General features: G+C 74.1%; 19 protein-coding genes. 16 read left to right on the top strand and 3 right to left on the bottom strand.

Annotated features, from left to right (window positions below; translation table 11 throughout):
• From ACFY4B_RS06665 to ACFY4B_RS06680, 4 genes are all read left to right on the top strand, one after another.
• Window positions 1-612, top strand: coding sequence for a DUF742 domain-containing protein (locus tag ACFY4B_RS06665; RefSeq protein ID WP_387966719.1), 612 nt, complete (start codon window positions 1-3; stop codon window positions 610-612).
• Between the two features lie 25 nt (window positions 613-637).
• Window positions 638-1,267 (top strand): ATP/GTP-binding protein, encoded by a 630-nt coding sequence (locus ACFY4B_RS06670; protein WP_380776918.1) that lies wholly within the window; start codon window positions 638-640, stop codon window positions 1,265-1,267.
• 414 nt (window positions 1,268-1,681) lie between these two features.
• The gene (locus ACFY4B_RS06675) at window positions 1,682-1,840 is read left to right on the top strand and encodes a hypothetical protein (RefSeq protein WP_375873423.1); all 159 of its coding nucleotides are present in this window, start codon (window positions 1,682-1,684) and stop codon (window positions 1,838-1,840) included.
• Between the two features lie 870 nt (window positions 1,841-2,710).
• The gene (locus tag ACFY4B_RS06680) at window positions 2,711-3,265 is read left to right on the top strand and encodes a winged helix-turn-helix domain-containing protein (RefSeq protein WP_241853045.1); all 555 of its coding nucleotides are present in this window, start codon (window positions 2,711-2,713) and stop codon (window positions 3,263-3,265) included.
• A 204-nt stretch (window positions 3,266-3,469) separates the two neighbouring features.
• Here the strand turns inward: ACFY4B_RS06680 and ACFY4B_RS06685 are convergent, their stop codons facing one another.
• A complete protein-coding gene (locus ACFY4B_RS06685) occupies window positions 3,470-4,252 on the bottom strand; it encodes an IclR family transcriptional regulator (protein ID WP_387966720.1) in 783 nt (260 codons plus the stop codon).
• A gap of 431 nt (window positions 4,253-4,683) precedes the next feature.
• On the opposite strand from ACFY4B_RS06685, the gene ACFY4B_RS06690 reads away from it, so the two are divergent.
• From ACFY4B_RS06690 to ACFY4B_RS06715, 6 genes are all read left to right on the top strand, one after another.
• Window positions 4,684-5,793, top strand: coding sequence for an ABC transporter substrate-binding protein (locus tag ACFY4B_RS06690; RefSeq protein ID WP_387966721.1), 1,110 nt, complete (start codon window positions 4,684-4,686; stop codon window positions 5,791-5,793).
• 59 nt (window positions 5,794-5,852) lie between these two features.
• The gene (locus tag ACFY4B_RS06695) at window positions 5,853-6,893 is read left to right on the top strand and encodes an NrtA/SsuA/CpmA family ABC transporter substrate-binding protein (protein WP_375873426.1); all 1,041 of its coding nucleotides are present in this window, start codon (window positions 5,853-5,855) and stop codon (window positions 6,891-6,893) included.
• Window positions 6,890-7,756, top strand: coding sequence for an ABC transporter permease (locus ACFY4B_RS06700; RefSeq protein ID WP_387966722.1), 867 nt, complete (start codon window positions 6,890-6,892; stop codon window positions 7,754-7,756). Before ACFY4B_RS06695 ends, ACFY4B_RS06700 begins: the two co-directional genes overlap by 4 nt.
• Window positions 7,753-8,529: an ABC transporter ATP-binding protein gene (locus ACFY4B_RS06705; RefSeq protein WP_387966723.1), complete on the top strand. Its 777-nt coding sequence runs from the start codon at window positions 7,753-7,755 to the stop codon at window positions 8,527-8,529. Before ACFY4B_RS06700 ends, ACFY4B_RS06705 begins: the two co-directional genes overlap by 4 nt.
• Before the next feature lie 86 nt (window positions 8,530-8,615).
• Entirely contained in the window at window positions 8,616-9,521 is a 906-nt protein-coding gene (locus ACFY4B_RS06710; RefSeq protein ID WP_387966724.1) for an ABC transporter substrate-binding protein, read from the top strand.
• Between the two features lie 3 nt (window positions 9,522-9,524).
• The gene (locus ACFY4B_RS06715) at window positions 9,525-10,613 is read left to right on the top strand and encodes an LLM class flavin-dependent oxidoreductase (protein WP_387966725.1); all 1,089 of its coding nucleotides are present in this window, start codon (window positions 9,525-9,527) and stop codon (window positions 10,611-10,613) included.
• Window positions 10,614-10,737: 124 nt separating this feature from the next.
• On the opposite strand, the gene ACFY4B_RS06720 is transcribed toward ACFY4B_RS06715, so the two are convergent.
• A complete protein-coding gene (locus ACFY4B_RS06720) occupies window positions 10,738-11,730 on the bottom strand; it encodes an aldo/keto reductase (protein ID WP_117492663.1) in 993 nt (330 codons plus the stop codon).
• Between the two features lie 484 nt (window positions 11,731-12,214).
• Between ACFY4B_RS06720 and ACFY4B_RS06725 the strand changes: the two genes are divergently transcribed.
• The 6 genes from ACFY4B_RS06725 (at window position 12,215) to ACFY4B_RS06750 (ending at window position 16,898) form a co-directional block, all read left to right on the top strand.
• A complete protein-coding gene (locus ACFY4B_RS06725) occupies window positions 12,215-13,234 on the top strand; it encodes an LLM class flavin-dependent oxidoreductase (RefSeq protein WP_074004290.1) in 1,020 nt (339 codons plus the stop codon).
• Window positions 13,235-13,503: 269 nt separating this feature from the next.
• On the top strand, window positions 13,504-14,070 hold the full coding sequence (locus tag ACFY4B_RS06730; protein ID WP_049652183.1) for a TetR/AcrR family transcriptional regulator: 567 nt from the start codon (window positions 13,504-13,506) through the stop codon (window positions 14,068-14,070).
• Between the two features lie 150 nt (window positions 14,071-14,220).
• Window positions 14,221-14,814, top strand: coding sequence for a DUF4865 family protein (locus ACFY4B_RS06735; RefSeq protein ID WP_387966726.1), 594 nt, complete (start codon window positions 14,221-14,223; stop codon window positions 14,812-14,814).
• A 17-nt stretch (window positions 14,815-14,831) separates the two neighbouring features.
• Entirely contained in the window at window positions 14,832-15,338 is a 507-nt protein-coding gene (locus tag ACFY4B_RS06740) for a carboxymuconolactone decarboxylase family protein (RefSeq protein WP_387966727.1), read from the top strand.
• A complete protein-coding gene (locus ACFY4B_RS06745; RefSeq protein ID WP_387966728.1) occupies window positions 15,335-16,279 on the top strand; it encodes a phosphotriesterase in 945 nt (314 codons plus the stop codon). The genes ACFY4B_RS06740 and ACFY4B_RS06745 overlap by 4 nt, the downstream gene beginning before the upstream one ends.
• Before the next feature lie 127 nt (window positions 16,280-16,406).
• Window positions 16,407-16,898 carry a GNAT family N-acetyltransferase gene (locus tag ACFY4B_RS06750; protein ID WP_387966729.1) on the top strand — a complete coding sequence of 164 codons (492 nt, stop codon included), beginning with the start codon at window positions 16,407-16,409 and terminating at the stop codon, window positions 16,896-16,898.
• Between the two features lie 132 nt (window positions 16,899-17,030).
• On the opposite strand, the gene ACFY4B_RS06755 is transcribed toward ACFY4B_RS06750, so the two are convergent.
• The gene (locus ACFY4B_RS06755; protein WP_387966730.1) at window positions 17,031-17,795 is read right to left on the bottom strand and encodes an SDR family NAD(P)-dependent oxidoreductase; all 765 of its coding nucleotides are present in this window, start codon (window positions 17,793-17,795) and stop codon (window positions 17,031-17,033) included.
• Between the last annotated feature and the right edge of the window lie 89 nt (window positions 17,796-17,884).

Raw genomic sequence — 17,884 nt, forward strand, 5'->3', positions numbered from 1 at the left:
ATGGCGGATCCGAAGGCGGATGAGCCGGACGGCCCGGAGACGCCGGACGGCCCCCAGGTGCCGGTGGGTACGGCCGGGCCGTCGGGCACCGGCGGTTCCTCCGGTGCCGGCGGGCCGTCCGGCAGTGGCGGTTCGGACGCCGTCGACCGCCCGGACGGCCAGGACGGCCAGGACGGCGAGGTCGACCCGGACGGGCCCGACGTCGACCTGTTCCGGCCGCGCACCCCGGTCGACGACCGCTGGTTCGACGACGAGGCCGGCCCGGTGGTGCGGCTCTACTCGATGACCCGCGGCCGCACCCGGCCGGTCGAGGAGGGGCTGTTCGACCTGATCTCACTGGTCACCGCCGTCGATCCCGGGCCGGTCGCGGGGGCCGTGCCCGCGCACGTCCTCGACCCGGAGCACCAGACGCTGCTCACCCTGTGCCGCCGCGAGCCGCTCTCCGTCGCCGAGCTCGGCTCCTACACCGACCTGCCGGTCAGCGTGGTGCGGGTGTTGCTCGGCGACCTCTACGACGCCGAGCTGATCAGCGTCACCCGACCCGTTCCGCTCGCCGAGCTGCCGGACGAGCGCCTGCTGCGAGACGTGATCAATGGACTCCGTGCGCTCTGACCCCCGCCCCCGCCCGGAGGGCACCGTGCCCGATCCGAACGGCACCGCGTCCCACCCGGCGAACGCCAACGACCCGCGCTGGCGCGGCGGTCCGGCCGTCGCGGTGAAGATCCTGGTCGCGGGCGGCTTCGGCGCGGGCAAGACCACGCTGGTCGGATCGGTCAGCGAGATCCGGCCGTTGCGGACCGAGGAGGAGCTCAGCGAGCTGGGCCGCCCGGTCGACGACACCTCGGGGGTGGAGGCGAAGCGCACCACCACCGTCGCGATGGACTTCGGCCGGATCGATCTGCGGCCGGGCCTCGCGCTCTACCTGTTCGGCACGCCCGGGCAGGACCGGTTCTGGTTCGTCTGGGACGAGTTGGCCCGCGGCGCGCTCGGCGCCCTGGTGCTCGCGGACACCCGGCGGCTGGCCGACTGCTTCCCGTCGGTGGACTTCTTCGAGCAGCGCGGCATCCCGTTCCTGGTCGCGGTGAACTGCTTCGAGGGCACCGAGCGGTTCTCTCCGGACGAGGTCCGCGAGGCACTCGACCTCGACCCGGACATCCCGGTGGTGCTCTGCGACGCGCGGCTGCGGCAGGACGGCAAGGACCTGCTCGTCGCGCTGGTCGAGCACGCCGCCGCCGGCCGGCACCGCCGCGCCCCGGTCGGCGCCTGAGGGCGGCTCGGCCCCGGCCGGACCCGGCTCGGTCCGGTCGGAGCAGGTCCAGCTCCGGCCGGGGTCGGCCCGCGCTCCGGCTCGACAACGGGTGAAGGACGGCTGGGCGACCGCCGTACGACGGGTGTGCGAAGAGTCGGCAGGTCAGCGCGCCGACCTGCCCCTTCTGCCCGCCGTCTCATTTCACCGTCCGCATCGTGGACGATCACTGCGCCGAAGGTTGCCTAGACCGGCCCGGCCGTGGAAGGCTCTGTGGACGAAGGCCGCCCGGCCATGCCGTCGGGGGCGCCGGAAACGCCCCGTTCGTACGGGCGTTGCAACCGGCGGACGGCCTTCGACGAACCGGCGAGGCATCGTCGGCGGGCACCGTCAACGGTGCGCCGCCGTGTGGAGAACGAGGGGGAGGGCAGCAGGATGACCGTCGGTCGACGACGCATCACCACCGCCGTGCCCGGCTCCCCGCTGCCCGGTGCCCCCATGCCCGGCGTCGCCGTGACCGGTGCCGCCGATCCGGCGCTCACCGTCCGCCGCTACATCGACCACGCGCTGATCTGCAGCGCGTGTTGTCGCTGACCGGCCTGACCTTCCCGACCTTCCCGGTACGTCCCCGGAGCTGACGGCCCACCCGGCCCTCTCGGTCCACCGTCCGACGCACCGCCGAAACCCGTCGACCAGGCCGTAGCGGACCGCCCGTCCGGCGTGCCCGCGGCCGACCAACCGGACCCGCCCAGCGGAGAGACCACCAGTGAACATCGTCTGCCCCAGCGCCACCCCCGGCATCGTCGGCCGTACCCGAACGGCCGGGTCGGCCCCCGCGATGCGCGCGGGTGGACGGACCGGACGGTGGAACCGGTGCGGGAGCCGCGCCGTGGACAGCCGGCGGGGTCGCCTCGACCTCGAGCCGTTCTGGCCGTCCCGGCAGCCGCACCTGTTCGATCAGACGTGTCCCGGCTCGCCCAGCGCGTCCCGGCCCTCCGCCCGCTGATCCGGTTCGTTCCGGTCCAGCCCAGGCAGTACGCCCGGTCGACGCGCAGACGACTCCACCCCGTCCGTCACGCGCGAAATGAGCGGCACACCATGTCTTCTTCCTCCACGGCCACCCTGCCCCTGCCCACCGCGACCCCGCACCTGCGCGCGGTCCGCTCCGTCCCGCCGGCCTCCTCCGTCCCCGCCACCGCGCCGGTCGGTCCCGGCGCGTCCGGGGCCGCGGGACCGTCCGTCCCCCCGGCGTCGCTGTCCGACCGATGGCCCGGGGTGGCGGCCCGTCCGCCCTATGCCGGACCGACCCACGCCGGAACGGCCCATGTCGGACCGACCCGTCCGGCGACCGGCCCGGCACCCGCAGCCGCGCAGCCGGGAGTGACCGTCCCGCAGGTGCCCCAGGCGCTGCTCGCCGCGCTGCCGGAGGGGGCGGCCGTCGTCGCCACCCTGCCGCAGGGCGCGCTGCCGCAGGGTCTGCTCGCCCAGTACGGAATCCAGTTCGGCGGCGTGAACGGCGGCGCGATGGTCGGGTACCTGGTGCTGGTGCCGACCGAGGGCCCGGCGGCGCAGGTCGTCGGCCTGCCGGGGGCTCCGGCCGGTGTCGGGGCCGCCGCCCAGCCCGGGGCCCACACGCTCCCTGGGGCCCACCCGGCCCACGGGGCGCAGCCGACGACCGGCGGGCCCGCCGGCCAGACCGTGGCGGGGGTCCGTCCGGTCCGCCCGGCCGGGCGCGGCATCGCCGTCGACACCGAGCGGCGCAACGCCTACGTCGACGGGCGGCTGCTCGACCTCACCTACCTGGAGTTCGAGCTGCTGGCGCACCTCACCGAGCACCCGCAGCGGGTGCACACCCGGGACCACCTGGTCTCCGCGGTCTGGGGCTACGGCCATGTCGGGGACGGGCGGACGGTCGACGTGCACGTCGCCCGGCTGCGCCGCAAGCTCGGACCGGCCTACCGGGACACCATCGTGACGGTCCGCCGGGTCGGCTACAAGTACACCCCGGCCGCGGTCTGACGGCTGGTTCCGGCCTGACGGCGGATCTGACGGCCGATCTGACGGCCGGTCCGGCGTCCGATCTGGCAGCAGATCGCCAACGGCCTCTTGCCGCCGGTCGGTTGACCATCGGCCGGTCGAAGCAGCGGACCGCTCGTCCTGGACACGGACGGGCGGCCCGCTGCTTCGTCGCGTTCCTGCGGCGCGGAAGGAGCGCCGGGAGCGTCAGCCGCGCTGGTCCGGCGGGAGCAGGAGGACGGCGAGGGCGTCGGCGCAGCCGCGGGCGTGGCCGAGGAACCAGTCCAGCCGGTCGTCGGTGAGGTGCGCGGGCGTCGAACGGACCGCCAGCGCGAACCGCGCCTGCCCGGCACCGTCCAGGACGGGCACGGCCACCGTCCGCACCCCGGCGGTCGACTCGCCGTCGTTGAGCGCGTACCCGGCCGTCCGGACCTTCGCCAACTCCTCCTCCAGGACCGCCGGTTCGGTGATCGTGCGGTCGGTGAAGGAGGCCAGCGGGCCGAGTGTCGAGGGCGTCGTCTCGCCCGGGCGGGGCCAGGCCAGCAGGACCTTGCCGAGCGCCGTGGAGTGCAGTGGGCGGCGCAGGCCCAGTCCGGTGTCCGGGCGGACCGATCCGCCGACCAGGATCACCGCGTGCGCGCCGCTGCGGATCGCCAGGTCGGCGGTGGCCTTGGTGCGCCGGGACAGCAGCTCCAGCTCGGGCCCGGCGAGGTGCAACCCGCGCTGGTGGAAGGTGAGCTGGCCGAGTTCGGCGACGGCCGGACCGAGCCGGTAGCGGGCGGTCTGCTCGTCCTGCTCCAGGAACCCGGCGCTGACCAGCGTGCGGGCCAGCCGGTGCGCGGTGGAGACCGACAGGCCCATCCGGCGGGCCAGGTCCGAGGCGCTCAGGTCGGGGCCGTTGTCATGGAAGCAGTGCAGCAGTCCGAGCGCGCGCTGGACGGCCTGCGCACCGGCCGGCGGACTCTGGACGGCGGTGGCGGCCCCGGGCATGGCACCTCGCGTTTCGGTTCGGAACTCCGGCCCGGCGGCCGGAGGCGGTCTCAGCGTAGGGCAGCCGGTGCTGCGGGAATGTGTCGACGACGTTGCAATGGAATGGCGTTGATGAACAACCGATCCCATCATGTGGCAAAGACTTGCCTCGGGCTCGTCCGCCGTGGAACGCTCCTGGCATCGCGCCGGACGGCCACTCGGTCCAGGCGGCGCCTGCCCCGACTCTGCGGAAGGAGAAGCACCGTGACGTCCCACCGGTGTCTCCCCTCCCGTGCGTGTTGTCGCTGACCGACGCCTCCTGCGCCACCTGCCTTCCTCCCTGCATCGTGGCGTACAACTTCCTTGCGCACCAGGCTTCCTGTGCCTTCGTTCGGTAATCGATCCCGAGCTCCTCCGGCTGTCGTCGGAGCCCCCGTAGAGGACCAACTCCGTTGTCCAGTCGCATCCAGAACGCCTCCCCGCTTCCCGACACCCTCTGGTTCACCCGCTGCCCGGTGCCCACCGCGACCGGGATCGCCGCCGACCAGGGGTGGCTCGCCCGGGAGTTCGCCGCCGACGGCATCGCCGTCCGCTCCTTGCAGGACGCTCCGCCGGAGGTGGCGGCGGACCACCACTACACCCACGCGCTGACCGGACTGTTCCGGGAGGGCGGCAACGTCCCCGCACTGTGGGCCCGTTCGCGCGGCGAGGCGACCAGGCTGATCGGCCTCACCTGGATCGAGGAGCGCCAGGTGGTGCTGGTGCGGGCCGGCAGCGGCGTGACCGAACCGGCGCAGCTGCGCGGACTGCGGCTGGCGGTGCCGCATCATGACATCGGCATCGACTTCTGGCGGGCGATGGCGCTGGCCGGCCTCCGCGGCGCCCTCGGGCTCGCGGGCCTCACCCTGGCGGACGCCGAGCTGGTGGACGTCCCCGGCGTCCCGGGTGGCGGGCAGTGGTCCGCGGAGCTGGCCGCCCTGCGGGACGGGGTGGTGGACGCGGTGTACGTGAAGGGGGCGCTCGCCGTCGAGGCGGCCCGCCGGATCGGTGCGGAGGTGGCCGTGGAGCTGGACGCGGCGCCGGACCGCCGGGCCCGGGTCAACAACGGCACCCCGCGGCCGATTACCGTCCACCAGCGGCTGCTGGACGAGCAGCCCGAGCTGGTCGCCCGGTTCCTCGCGGTGCTGCTGGAGGCCGCCGACTGGGCGGCGGAGCACCCGGAGGAGGTGGTCCGGATCCTGCGGGCCGAGACCGGTGCCGGGGCCGAGGGCGTCGCCGGGGCCTATGCGCCGGGCAGTCACCGCACCCTGCACCTGGACCTGTCGGCGGAGCGGCTGGAGCTGCTGGCGCTGCAGGAACGGTTCCTCAGGGAGCAGGGCTTCCTCGCCGCGCCGGTGGACGTCCGGGCGTGGGCCGACCCGGAGCCGCTCCGTGCGGCCCGCGAGCTGCTGCGTGTGCGGCGTGCGGGTGAGGGCGCGGGTGTCGCTGCCGGCACCGACACGAGCGGCGCCGCAGGTTCGGGTGCGGGCGCCGACAGCGTTCGGATCACAGACTTCAGGTAACAGCGTTCAGCTAACAGATTTCAAAAGTTGTCAGCTGTCGGCTGTCATCTGTCACTCACATGGAGACCCCCGTGAAGACCCCCCGCCTCGCCCTCGCCGCCACCGCGTTGCTCGCCTCCACCGCCCTGGCCGCCTGCGGCTCGTCCGCCGACGGAGCCAAGGCCTCCGCCGAAGGCGGGGCCGGTGGCAAGGCCGACGTGGTGCTCCGCCTGCCCGACCCCGGCAACAACGGCTTCCTCGCCCGCGGCAAGAAGGACGGTTCGCTGGACCGGGCCCTGGCGGCCGTCCACGCCAAGGTCGCCTGGACCGGCAGCGCCGGCCCCTTCGCCCCCGCCGCCCAGGCCCTCTCCGCCGACCAGCTGGACGTCGCCCAGGGCTCGATCACCTCGGCCGTCGCCGCGCTCGCCCAGAAGCCCGGCTTCAAGCTGTTCGCCCAGACCGCGCCCGACGGCGTCGGCGAGGGGATCCTGGTGAAGAACGACTCGCCCGTCAAGTCCGTCCAGGACCTGGTCGGCCGGAAGGTCGCCGTCTCCCAGGGCGGGACCAGCGAGTACCTGCTGCTCAAGGCGCTGGCGAAGAACGGCATCTCGGCCGACAAGGTGGAGCGGGTCTACCTGCGCGCCGACCAGACCTCCGGGGTCTTCAACTCCGGCCAGGTGGACGCCTGGGCGACCTGGAACACCTTCTCGACGCCCGCCATCGCCAACGCCGGCGCGCACTTCCTGGTCAACGGCCAGGAGGTCGGCTCCGACAACTACGCCGTCTGGGCGGTGCGCAACGGCTTCGCCGACAAGCACCCCGAGGTGGTCAAGGCGTTCTACACCTACCTGCGCGAGAACGGCGAGAAGGAGAAGGCCGACCCGGCCGGCTACCTCAACGTGTTCACCGACGCCGGCCCGACCGCCGTCACCCCCGCCGAGAAGGACGTCGCGGTGAACGTCAGCAGGCAGGGGACCCCGGCCGACGCCATCTCCGACGCCGACACCGCCCGGTTCGGGACGGTCGCCCAGTTCTTCGCCGACCAGAAGGTCACCAAGCAGCTGGTGGACGTCAAGCCCTACCTGATCGACGTCAACAGGCTCGGGGACGGTGCCAAGTGACCACCACGACAGAGAAGTTCACCCCCGAGGACACCCGGGCCGCCCTTGACGCCGGCCTGGTCGCCCCGCAGAGCCGGCGGAACCGGCCCCGCCCCCGCGCGCTGGCCGTGACCCTGCGCACCGTCGGTCCGCTCGCCCTGCTCGGTGGCTGGGCGCTCGCGTCCGCCACCGGCGCGCTGACCCAGGACGTGCTCGCCTCGCCCGCCCAGGTCGCCCAGGCCGTGGGGGAGTTGTGGGGCAACGGTCAGCTGACCGACGCCCTGTCCGTCTCCCTCACCCGGGCCGGGCTCGGCCTGTTCTTCGGCGCGACCACCGGCCTGGTGCTCGGCGTGGTCACCGGATTCACCCGGCTCGGCGAGGAGTTGCTCGACTCCGCGATCCAGATCCTGCGGACCGTCCCGTTCCTGGCCCTCGTCCCGCTGTTCATGGTGTGGTTCGGTATCACGGAGACCGCGAAGGTGGCCCTGATCGGGGTCGCCACCAGCTTCCCGATGTACGTGTCAGCCTCGGGCGGGGTCCGCAGCACCGACCGCAAACTGGTCGAGGCGATGCGCAGCTTCGGCCTCGGCCGCTGGGCGATCGTGCGCACCGTCGTGCTGCCCGGTGCGCTGCCCTCGCTGCTGTCCGGACTGCGCCTGTCGATGACGCTCAGCGTGATCGCCCTGATCGCCGCCGAGGAGATCAACTCCACCGAGGGCATCGGGTACTTGATGGCCCAGGCGCAGAACTACTCGCGCACCGACGTCCTCGCCGTCTGCATCCTGATCTACGGGCTGCTCGGCCTCGCCGCCGACGGCATCGTCCGAGCCCTGGAGCGCGTGCTGATGCCGTGGCGCCAGGCCGTCCAGGGAGCGGCCCGATGACCGCCGACACGACCACCGCCGCCACCCGCGCCCCCTCCTCGCCCCGTTCGCCCGCTCCTCCCTCGGCGTCCGAGCGGACGGCCCCGGCCGTCCACCTGCGCGGCCTGCGCCGGGTGTTCGGCACCCGGGCGGTCCTCGACGGGGTCGACCTCTCCATCGCCCGCGGCGAGTTCGTCGCCCTGCTCGGCGCCAGCGGTACCGGCAAGACCACGCTGCTGCGCATCCTCGGGGCGCTCGACCAGGCCGACGAGGGCACCGTGCTCGTCCCGCCGGTCCGTACCGTGGTGTTCCAGGAGCCCCGGCTGGTGCCGTCCAAGCGGGTGCTGGCCAATGTCACGGTCGGCCTCCCGCGCGGCGCCGCGACCCGGGAGACCGGGCTGAAGGCACTCGCCGAGGTCGGCCTGGAGCGGCACGCCGAGGCCTGGCCGGCCACCCTCTCCGGCGGTGAGGCGCAGCGCGTCGCGCTCGCCCGGGCACTCGTCCGCGAGCCGCAACTCCTTCTACTGGACGAACCGTTCGCCGCCCTGGACGCGCTCACCCGACTGCGCATGCAGGACCTCGTCGGCGACCTGGTGCGCCGCCACCGCCCGGCGGTCCTGCTGGTCACCCACGACGTGGACGAGGCCGTACGGCTCGCCGACCGGGTCGTGGTCCTGCGCGACGGCCTGCTCGCCCGGGACGAGGCCGTCACCGTCGAGAGCCCGCGCGATCCGGCCGACCCCGCCTTCGCCGACCTGCGGCGCCGTCTGCTCGCCGACCTCGGCGTCCACTGACGTCCACGACCCCCCGCTTTCCCCGACCTTCCCCCGATCCCGCCTGCCTTCCCACAAGTCAGGCCCGCACCACCGGAGTTGACCAGATGACCGTCACCCTCGGCGTCCACGCCAGCAACCCCTCGCTCTACTACCTCGCCCGACTCCCGTACCTGGACGAGGAGCTGGCCCCGCTCGGCGAGACCGGCGCCTTCCACCACTACGCGGACGGCACCCGCACCGGCGCCCTGCTCGCCGAGGGCGTCATCGACTTCGGCGGCACCGGCTCCACCCCGCCGATCACCGCCCAGGCGGCCGGCCACGACCTGGTCTACGCGGCGGTCTCGGCGCCCCGACCGGACCACGGCGCCCTGCTGGTGCTGGACTCCGGTCCGGTGCGGACGGTCGCGGACCTCAAGGGCGGCACCGTCGTCCTCTCCGTCGGTTCCTGGCAGACCCACCTGCTCGCCAAGGCCCTGCACGCCCAGGGGCTCTCGTACGGCGAGGACGTCACCCCGGCGCGCCCGGCGGCCGGTGAGGACCAGGCCCGGCGGCTGCGCGACGGCGAGATCGCCGGCTGGATCGCCCAGGGTGCCGAACTCGCCGCGGCCCGCCGCACCGGGGAGTTCCGTGAACTGGTCCGCACCGGTGACGTCATCACCGACCGCTCGGTGTTCTTCACCCGTCGGGACTTCGCGACCGGGCGCCCCGAGGTGGTCGCCGCGATCGCGACCGCGCTGCGCCGGGCGGACGCCTGGGTGGCCGCCAACCCGGCCGAGGCCGCCGCGATCGCCGCCGAGGACCTGGGCGGCACGGCCGCCGACTGGCAGTCCGCGCTGGTTGCACTGCCCTGGCGACTGGAGCCCGCCACGGCCGGGTTCGTCGCCGAGCAGCAGGAGGCCGCGGACATCTTCCACGGCGTGGGCTTCATCGACCGGGCGCTGACCGTCGCCGACGCCCACCTCTCCGCGCTGGAGGCCCCGGTGGCCGCCGCGCTCGCGAAGGCGGTCTGACCCATGGCCTCCGAAGTCCTCTGGTACATCATCCCGCGCGAGGGCCACTACCCCTGGGAGCCGGCCGGGCGCCGCCCGGTGGACCTCCGCTACCTCCAGCAACTGGCGGGCAGCGTCGAGCGTTTGGGCTACACCGGCGCCCTGCTCGCGACCGACCTGTACGACGTCTGGACGCTCGGCAGCGCGCTCGCCGCCGCCACCACCCCGGCCTTCAAGCCGCTGCTGGCCGTCCACCCGGGGCTGGTCTCACCCACCCTGCTGGCCAAGATGGCGCTCAGCTTCGACCACCTGCACGGCGGCCGACTGCGCTTCAACGTGGTGAACGGCTCGACCGCGCAACTGCGCGAGTACGGCCTGGACGTCGAGCACGACGACCGCTACCGGCTCAGCGGCGAGTACTGGTCGATCGTCAAGCGTCTCACGGCGGGCGAAGTCTTCGACCACAAGGGCGAGTTCTACGAGCTGAAGAACGCGGGCGCGAGCCTGCGCGAGCTGGCCCCGGCGCAGCCCGGCGGCATTCCGCTCTGGTTCGGCGGCAGTTCGGCGGCCGGCATCGAGATGGCGGCCGAGCACGTGGACGTCTACCTGACCTGGGGCGAGCCGCCGCACCTGCTCAAGGAGAAGCTGGACCTGGTCCGCGAGCGCGCCGCCGCCCACGGCCGGAGCCTGCGGATCGGACTGCGGCTGCACCTGATCGTCCGCGACACCGAGGACGAGGCCTGGGCGGCCGCCGACCGGCTGCTGGACGTCACCAGCGAGGCCACCTACGCGCGCCAGCTGGGCGGGGCGAAGGGGGAGGACGGGGTCGGCTGGCAGCGGCAGTTCCGCCAGCACGGGGGCAAGGTGCCGGCCCGGGCCCGCGAGCTGGAGGCCTACCCCAACCTCTGGCCGGGGATGAGCCTGTTCCGCCCCGGCCCCGGCACCGCGGTGGTCGGCTCGACGGCCCAGGTGATCGAGCGCCTGCAGGAGTTCGAGGCGCTGGGTGTCGACACCTTCATCCTGTCGGGCAACCCGCTGCTGGAGGAGGCCCACCGGGTTGCAGAAACGGTCCTGCCGGCCCTGGGTATCAAGCGGCCGGCAGCGAACAGCTGACGGCTGACAAGTAACAGATATCAGCGAACAGATAACAGATGACAGCTGACAGATTTCGAAATCTGTCAGCTGTCATCCGTCGATCGTCAGCCAACGCCTCCCGCTCCGCCGGAGGCGTCTCGGCTCAGCGGCTCAGCCGGTCGATCTCCGCCAGCTCCTCAGCCGTCAGCGGGCCGCCCGCCAGCGCGTCGAGGTTCTGGTCCAGCTGGGCCACGCTGCTCGCGCCGATGATCACCGAGACCACCCGCGGGTCCCGCAGCACCCAGCACAGCGCCAGTTGCGCCAGCGTCTGCCCGCGCCCCTCGGCGACCTTGGCCAGCGCCCGCAGCCGGTCCAGCTTCGGCCCGGTCAGCGCCTCCTCGGTGAGGAACTTCCCGACCGACATCCGCGAGCCCGCCGGCACCTCCCCGGTCAGGTAGCGGTCGGTCAGCAGCCCCTGGGCCAGCGGCGAGTAGGCGATGAGGCTGGTCCGGGTGTCGCCCACCGCGTCCAGCACGCCGTGGTCCTCCACGTACCGGTTGAGGATCGAGTACGCCGACTGGTTCATCAGCACCGGCGTCCCCAGCTCGCGCAGGATCGCCACCGCCTCCCGGTGCTGCTCCGCCGGGTAGTTGGAGATCGCGGCGTACAGCGCCTTGCCCGAGCGCACCGCGCTGTCGAGCGCCCCCATCGTCTCCTCGATCGGGGTGTCCGGGTCGTACCGGTGCGAGTAGAAGACGTCGACGTAGTCCAGGCCCATCCGGTCCAGCGACTGGTCGAGGCTGGCCAGCAGGTACTTGCGGCTGCCGCCGTTGCCGTACGGGCCGGGCCACATGTCCCAGCCGGCCTTGGTGGCGATGAACAGCTCGTCCCGGTACGGCCGGAAGTCCTGGGCGAACAGGTAGCCGAAGTTGCGCTCGGCGCTGCCGTACGGCGGGCCGTAGTTGTTCGCCAGGTCGAAGTGGGTGACACCCCGGTCGAAGGCCCGGCGGAGCACCGCCCGCTGCACCTCCAGCGGCTGGGCGTCACCGAAGTTGTGCCAGAGCCCGAGCGATACGGCGGGCAGCTGGACGCCGCTGTGGCCGGCCTTCCGATAGGTCATCGAGTCATAGCGGTCATCCGCGGCGAGGTAGCTCATGCCGGACATCTTGCCAGTCGGCCGTGGCGGATCAAGCCCTTGCCCCGTCCCCGGCCGGTGCCTATGCTCGCGGAGGATCGTGCGCGTGCGAGGCGAGGGGGAGGCGAGATGGCAGTCCGGACCGTGACCGCCGCCGCAGCCCGCTGTTGTTGTCGCCGCCACCGCAGCACCGTCCGCTGACGCCACCCGCGTGCCCTGCCGCCTGAGCGGCGCGCCGCCCGTCCCGTCAGCCGCTCCGCCGGTGCCCGCCCGTGGGAGTGCGGCGCCGGACCACGTACCGGCTCCCCGTGCTCCGCGCGGCCCGTCGGCTCCCGGGGCTCCACCGGCCTCGTCAAGCCCGGCCCGGTCTGCGCCGAACCCCTTCCCGAGGGCTCGTCCTCGAGCCCCTCCGACTCTTCCCGAGCCCCTCCGACTCTTCCCGAGCCCTTCCCGAGCCCCTCCCGAGCCCCTCCCGAGCCCCTCCCGAGCGTTCAAGGAGACCGCCGTGCGGTTCACCGTCTCGTCCCTCGTCGCCAACGCCCCCGATCCGGTCACCGGCGTCCGGCGCACCCCGGAGCAGAAGCTCCACAACGTCATCGACCAGGCGGTCCTCGCCGAGCGGCTCGGCTACGACGGCTACGGGGTGGGGGAGCGGCACGGCGAGCCGTTCCTCTCCCCGGCCCCGCCTCTGCTGCTCAGCGCGATCGCCGCCCGCACCTCCACCATCCGGCTGTTCACCACGGTGACGGTGCTCAGCATCCTCGACCCGGTCCGGGTCGCCGAGGACTACGCGATGCTCGACCAACTCTCCGGTGGCCGACTTGAGTTGATCGTCGGCAAGGGCAACGACCCGCGCCACTTCGGGCTGTTCGGCCTTCCCGAGGAGCGTCAGTGGGAGGCGCTCGCCGAGAACTACGGTCTGCTGCGCAGGCTCTGGCGGGAGGAGAAGGTGACCTGGGAGGGCTCGACCCGCCCGCCGCTCCGGGATGCCACCGTCTGGCCGCGCCCGCTCCAGGACCCGATCCCGGTGTGGCACGGCAGCGCGACCAGCACGCGGTCCACCGACCTCGCGGCCCGCCACGGCGACCCGCTCTTCTCCGCCAACTCCTTCCACCCGCTGGAGAAGTACCGGGCGCTGGTCGACCACTACCGCGAGCGCTGGGAGTACTACGGGCACGACCCGGAGCGGGCCAGGGTGGGCGCGAGCTTCGGCGGACTGTACGTTGCCAAGCGCTCGCAGGACGCGGTCGAGGGCTTCCGCCCGTACTGGAACGCCCTGTTCGACTCGGCCGCCGGTCGGCACAACAACTCGCCGTTCACGTCGCTGGAGGACGCGCTGGAGCGCGGTTCGGCCCTGGTCGGCAGTCCGCAGCAGGTGATCGAGAAGATCCACCGCTACCACGAGGCCTTCGGCAACGAGGTGGTCGGCATCGGGGTGGACGCACTCACCGAGGGGGCGCAGCGCGAGCAACTGGAGCTGTTCGCGAGCGAGGTGGCCCCGGAGGTCCGCCGCGCGCTGCCGTAGTCGCCCGCGTCCGGCGCCCGCCCGCGCAGTGCGCCGTGCACCCCCTACGCGGCGTGACGCCGGCCACCGTCCGTGACGTGACGCGCGCCACCAGGCGCGCCGGAATGCCGCTCGGCGGTGCGGGGGATGACGAACGGTCGAGGGGCCGTGGCCGCCGGGGGGCGGCGCACGGCCCTCAACCGTTCCGCGAGGAGGATCCGGGCGCCCCGGGGCGCCCGGGCGGAGTCAGCGCTGGTCTTCTGTACCTACTGGTATGTACAGTGAGCCGCATGAGCACCCAGGACCGTCTCATCGAGAGCACCCAGGCCCTCCTCTGGGAGCGCGGCTACGTCGGCACCAGCCCCAAGGCCATCCAGCAGCGCTCCGGGGTCGGCCAGGGCAGCATGTACCACCACTTCACCGGCAAGCCCGACCTCGCGGCCGCCGCCCTGCGCCGCAGCGCCGAGCAGATGCGGGGCGTCGCCGAGGCCGACCTCGCCGCCCCCGGCACCGCCTACGACCGGATCGCCGCCTACCTGCACCGCGACCGCGACGTCCTGCGCGGCTGCCGGATCGGCCGGATGGCCCAGGACCCCGACGTCGTCGCCGACCCGCGGCTGCGCGCGCCCGTCGAGGAGACCTTCGACTGGCTGCGCGGCCGGATCGCCGAACTGGTCGCCCAGGGCCAGGCGGACGGCGAGTTCGCCCCCGGCCTCGACCCGGCCGACACGGCCGCCGCCGTGGTCGCCGTCGTCCAGGGCGGCTACGTCCTGGCCCGCGCCGCCGACAGCGCCGAGCCGTTCGACCGGGCCGTCCGCGGCGCCCTCGGCCTGCTCGCGGCACACCGCACGGCCTGACCCGCACGGCCTGACCCGCACGACCCCGGGCGCGCCGCCGCACCCGTACGGCCGAACCCTCGCGGCCGAACCCGTACGACCAGAGCCGACGCGCCTGCCGAAAACCAGGACGTCCGCCGTCAGACCGGCCAGAACCCGAGGAGCCCCGCCGTGCACGCCATGCAGTACGAGATCACCCTCCCCGCCGACTACGACATGGGCGTCATCCGCAAGCGCGTCGCCGACAAGGGCCACCTGCTCGACGCGCACCCGGGCCTCGGCCTCAAGGCCTACCTGGTCCGCGAGCGCGGTCGGCAGGGCTCGCCCGTCAACCAGTACGCGCCGTTCTACCTCTGGCGCACCGCCGAGGGCATGAACGGCTTCCTCTGGGGCCCGGGCTTCCGCGGCCTGAGCGCCGACTTCGGCCGCCCCGCCGTCCGGCACTGGCTCGGCGCGGGCCTGACCCGCGGCGCGTCGTCAGTAGCGGGGGAGAGGACCGAGCAGCCCAGCACCGCCACCCGGGCGACCGTACGGCTGCCGGAAGGCGCCGACCCGGCCGTGGCCGTCGAGCGGGCGCTCGCGGACCTGCCCGCGCACCCGGACCTGCACACCGCCGCCGTGGCCGTCGACCCGAGCCGCTGGGAGCTGCTCCGCTTCGCCCTCTGGAACGGCCCGGCCCCCGAGGACGCGCCCGGCGTCCGGTACCAGGTGCTGCACCTGTCCCGCCCCGAACTGGACCGGCTGCCCGCCGGCCGCCACTGGTGAAAGGACCCACCGCCCCGATGTCCCCCGCGACCGCCCCCGCCGGCCCCGACCTCACCCCGGCCCCGCTCGACCGCGCGGCCGGCCACGCCCTGCTCGCCGACCTGGCCGGTCCGGGCGCCGCCGCCACCCTCGGCGGCCTGGACGCCCTCGCCCCCGGCTTCCCCGACTGGATCGTCACCAGCCTCTTCGGCGGCACCTACCAGCGCCCCGGCCTCGCCCTGCGCGACCGCCAGATCGCCAACCTGGCAGCCCTCACCGCCCTCGGCGGCGTCGAGCCGCAGCTCGCCGACCACGTCCGCTACAGCCGGCGGATCGGCCTGACGGAGGCGGAGATCACCGAGGTCATGGTCCACCTCGCCCCGTACGTCGGCCTCCCCAAGGCGCTGGCCGGCCTGCGGGTCGCCACCGCGACCTTCGCCGAGAGCACCGAGAGCGCCGAGAGCACCGAGAGCACCGAGAGCGCCGAGGCCACCAAGGCCGCCGAGAGCGCCGCCGGGACCGTCACCAAGGAGGCCGGGGCATGAGCCGCACCGTCCGCACCGTCCTCGGCGACCTGGACCCCGCCGCCCTCGGCGTCACCGACGCCCACGACCACCTCTTCATTCGCAGCCCGCTGCTCCCCGGCCAGGAACTGGACGACCCGGCCGCCGCCGAGGACGTCCTGCGCGCCTACGCCGCCGCCGGCGGCCGCACCCTCGTCCAGTGGACCCCGCTCGGCCTGGGCCGGGGCGCGGACTCGCTCGCCGCGCTCTCCCGTACGACCGGCGTGCGGATCGTCGCCGCCACCGGCGCGCACCAGGCGGTCCACTACGCGCCGGGCTCCTTCTCCGCCATCGGCGCCGGGGCGGAGGACCGCCCCGGCCCGTACGCCGACCTGGCAGAACGTTTCGTCGCCGAGCTCACCACCGGTCTGCCCGGCGCGCCCGAGGGGGTCCGGGCCGGGCTGATCAAGGTCGCGGCCGACGCGGGGCCCGACAGTCGCCACACCCGGTGGACGATGGCCGCCGCCGCCGAGGCCCACCACGCCACCGGCGCCCCGATCGCCGTCCACCTCGAAGCCGACGGCGCCCCGCTCGGGGTGGTGCACCGGCTGTGCCACCGGCACGGCGTCCGGCCCGACCGGGTCATCCTCGGCCACCTCACCCGGCTCCCCGACCGTGCGCTGCACCGCCACCTGGCCGCCGAGGGCGTGTACCTCGCCCTGGACAGCCCCTCCCGGGCCGGCCACGCCGACGACCACCAGGCCTTCGAGGTCATCGCCGACCTGGTCGAGGCGGGCCACGCCGCCCAGCTGCTGCTCGGCGCCGACACCACGACCCGGACCGCCCGCGCGGCCGGCGGCCCGGTCCGGCTGCTCACCGAGCTCGCCCCGCGCCTCGCCCGCAGCCACGGCCCCGAACTGCCCGAGCTGCTCCTCACCGCCAACCCGGCCGCCGCCTTCGCCGCCGACTGGCGCACGCCGTAGGGCACCCGCCGTAGGGCGCCCGCCGGGCCGTCGAACCCCGCCGAACCGCCGGGGCCGGTGGCGCGCGGGCCCGCAGGTACGGGAAACGGACTGACGGCCGCCGGTCGGGCCCTCTACGGTGCCGGACATGGTGACGCTGACACTCCGAACCCTCGCGACCGCCGACTGGCAGCTCTGGCGGGACCTCCGCCTCGCCGCCCTGACCGACGCACCGGAGGCCTTCAAGGCCGGCCTCGCCGACTGGCACCGGGGCGGCGAGGAGCGCTGGCGCGACCGGCTCGGCATCCCGGGCGCCCACCACGTCGCGGCCCTGCTGGACGAGGACCCGGTCGGGCTCGTCGGCGGCCTGCCCGGATCGCCGGACGGGGTACGGGAGTTGCGCTCGCTCTGGGTCGCCCCGCGGGCGCGCGGCCGGGGCGTCGCCGACCGGCTCGTCGAGGAGGTCGAGCGCTGGGCCCGCGCCACCGGCGGGACCACGCTGCGCCTCGCCGTGCTCCCCGGCAACGAAGCGGCGCTCGCCCTCTACCGCCGCCACGGCTTCGCCCCGCTCGCGGAGCCGGGCGACCTGCTCGCCGACGGGGTCACCCGGGAACTCCTGCTCGGGAAGCCCCTGCGGTGACCTGACCGACCGCCGCCGCACCCGGCTCCGGCTCCGGCAGCGACAGCGACAGCGACGCGAAGGCGGGGCCTGCGCCGTACGGGGGACGGCACAGGCCCCGCCTTCGACCGGATCGCGGGGGCGATCAGCCGGTCACATGTGGGTGCCGCCGTCGATGCGCAGCTCGGTACCGGTGACGAAGGCGCCGTCGTCGGAGGCGAGCATGGCGATCACGCCGGCCACCGTCTCCGGGCCGGCGAAGCCCTGGCCGAGGGCGGGGGAGAGCTTGGCCAGCAGGCTGAAGTCGGCGTCGGCGGGCAGGCCCGGGTTGTGGGTCATGCCGCTGTCGATGCTGCCCGGCGCGACGCAGACCGCGCGCAGGCCCTGCTTCGAGTACTCCGAGGCGATGGCGTGGGTGAAGGACTGGATGCCGCCCTTGGTCGCGGCGTACGCGGCCATGTACGGGTGGGCGAAGCTCGCGGAGGTGGAGCTGAAGTTGACCACCACGCCCCGGCCGCCCGCGAGCAGCGCGGGGAGCGCCTCGCGGGTCATCAGGAAGGTGCCGGTCAGGTTCACTGCGAGGAGCTTGTTCCAGAACTCCAGGCTGGTCTCGTGGGTGTGCGAGGAGCGGAGGATGCCGGCCGCGTTGACCAGCACGTCCAGGCCGCCCAGGCCGGTGGTCGCCTCGGCGACGCCCGCGACGACGGCCGCCTCGTCCGAGATGTCCAGAACCTGAATGCTCAGGCGGTCCGCGGTGCCCTCGGCGGTGGCGCGGTCCAGGGTCTTCTTCAGGCCGTCCTCGTTGACGTCGACGGCGACGACCTTCCCGCCCTCGGCGAGGATCCGGTGCACGGTGGCCTGGCCGATGCCCGAGCCGCCGCCGGTGATCAGGACGTTCCGTCCGCTGAAGCGCTCCATGGTGGTACTCCGTTCGTTCGTGGTCTCTCGACCTCGGGGACCACGGTACGCCTGAGTGGCACGTTGTGCCAAAAAGGCTTGATGTGCCA

It is taken from the genome of Kitasatospora sp. NPDC001261, from assembly GCF_042896795.1.
Taxonomy (GTDB): Bacteria; Actinomycetota; Actinomycetes; order Streptomycetales; family Streptomycetaceae; genus Kitasatospora.

What these genes read in the sequence shown, in the direction of transcription:
- ACFY4B_RS06755 (WP_387966730.1), bottom strand. Translation starts at nt 17,795, where the DNA reads ATGGAGCGCTTCAGCGGACGGAACGTCCTGATCACCGGCGGCGGCTCG.
- ACFY4B_RS06665 (WP_387966719.1), top strand. Translation starts at nt 1, where the DNA reads ATGGCGGATCCGAAGGCGGATGAGCCGGACGGCCCGGAGACGCCGGAC.
- ACFY4B_RS06745 (WP_387966728.1), top strand. Translation starts at nt 15,335, where the DNA reads ATGAGCCGCACCGTCCGCACCGTCCTCGGCGACCTGGACCCCGCCGCC.
- ACFY4B_RS06705 (WP_387966723.1), top strand. Translation starts at nt 7,753, where the DNA reads ATGACCGCCGACACGACCACCGCCGCCACCCGCGCCCCCTCCTCGCCC.
- ACFY4B_RS06720 (WP_117492663.1), bottom strand. Translation starts at nt 11,730, where the DNA reads ATGAGCTACCTCGCCGCGGATGACCGCTATGACTCGATGACCTATCGG.
- ACFY4B_RS06710 (WP_387966724.1), top strand. Translation starts at nt 8,616, where the DNA reads ATGACCGTCACCCTCGGCGTCCACGCCAGCAACCCCTCGCTCTACTAC.
- ACFY4B_RS06750 (WP_387966729.1), top strand. Translation starts at nt 16,407, where the DNA reads ATGGTGACGCTGACACTCCGAACCCTCGCGACCGCCGACTGGCAGCTC.
- ACFY4B_RS06695 (WP_375873426.1), top strand. Translation starts at nt 5,853, where the DNA reads ATGGAGACCCCCGTGAAGACCCCCCGCCTCGCCCTCGCCGCCACCGCG.
- ACFY4B_RS06715 (WP_387966725.1), top strand. Translation starts at nt 9,525, where the DNA reads ATGGCCTCCGAAGTCCTCTGGTACATCATCCCGCGCGAGGGCCACTAC.
- ACFY4B_RS06685 (WP_387966720.1), bottom strand. Translation starts at nt 4,252, where the DNA reads ATGCCCGGGGCCGCCACCGCCGTCCAGAGTCCGCCGGCCGGTGCGCAG.
- ACFY4B_RS06730 (WP_049652183.1), top strand. Translation starts at nt 13,504, where the DNA reads ATGAGCACCCAGGACCGTCTCATCGAGAGCACCCAGGCCCTCCTCTGG.
- ACFY4B_RS06675 (WP_375873423.1), top strand. Translation starts at nt 1,682, where the DNA reads ATGACCGTCGGTCGACGACGCATCACCACCGCCGTGCCCGGCTCCCCG.
- ACFY4B_RS06740 (WP_387966727.1), top strand. Translation starts at nt 14,832, where the DNA reads ATGTCCCCCGCGACCGCCCCCGCCGGCCCCGACCTCACCCCGGCCCCG.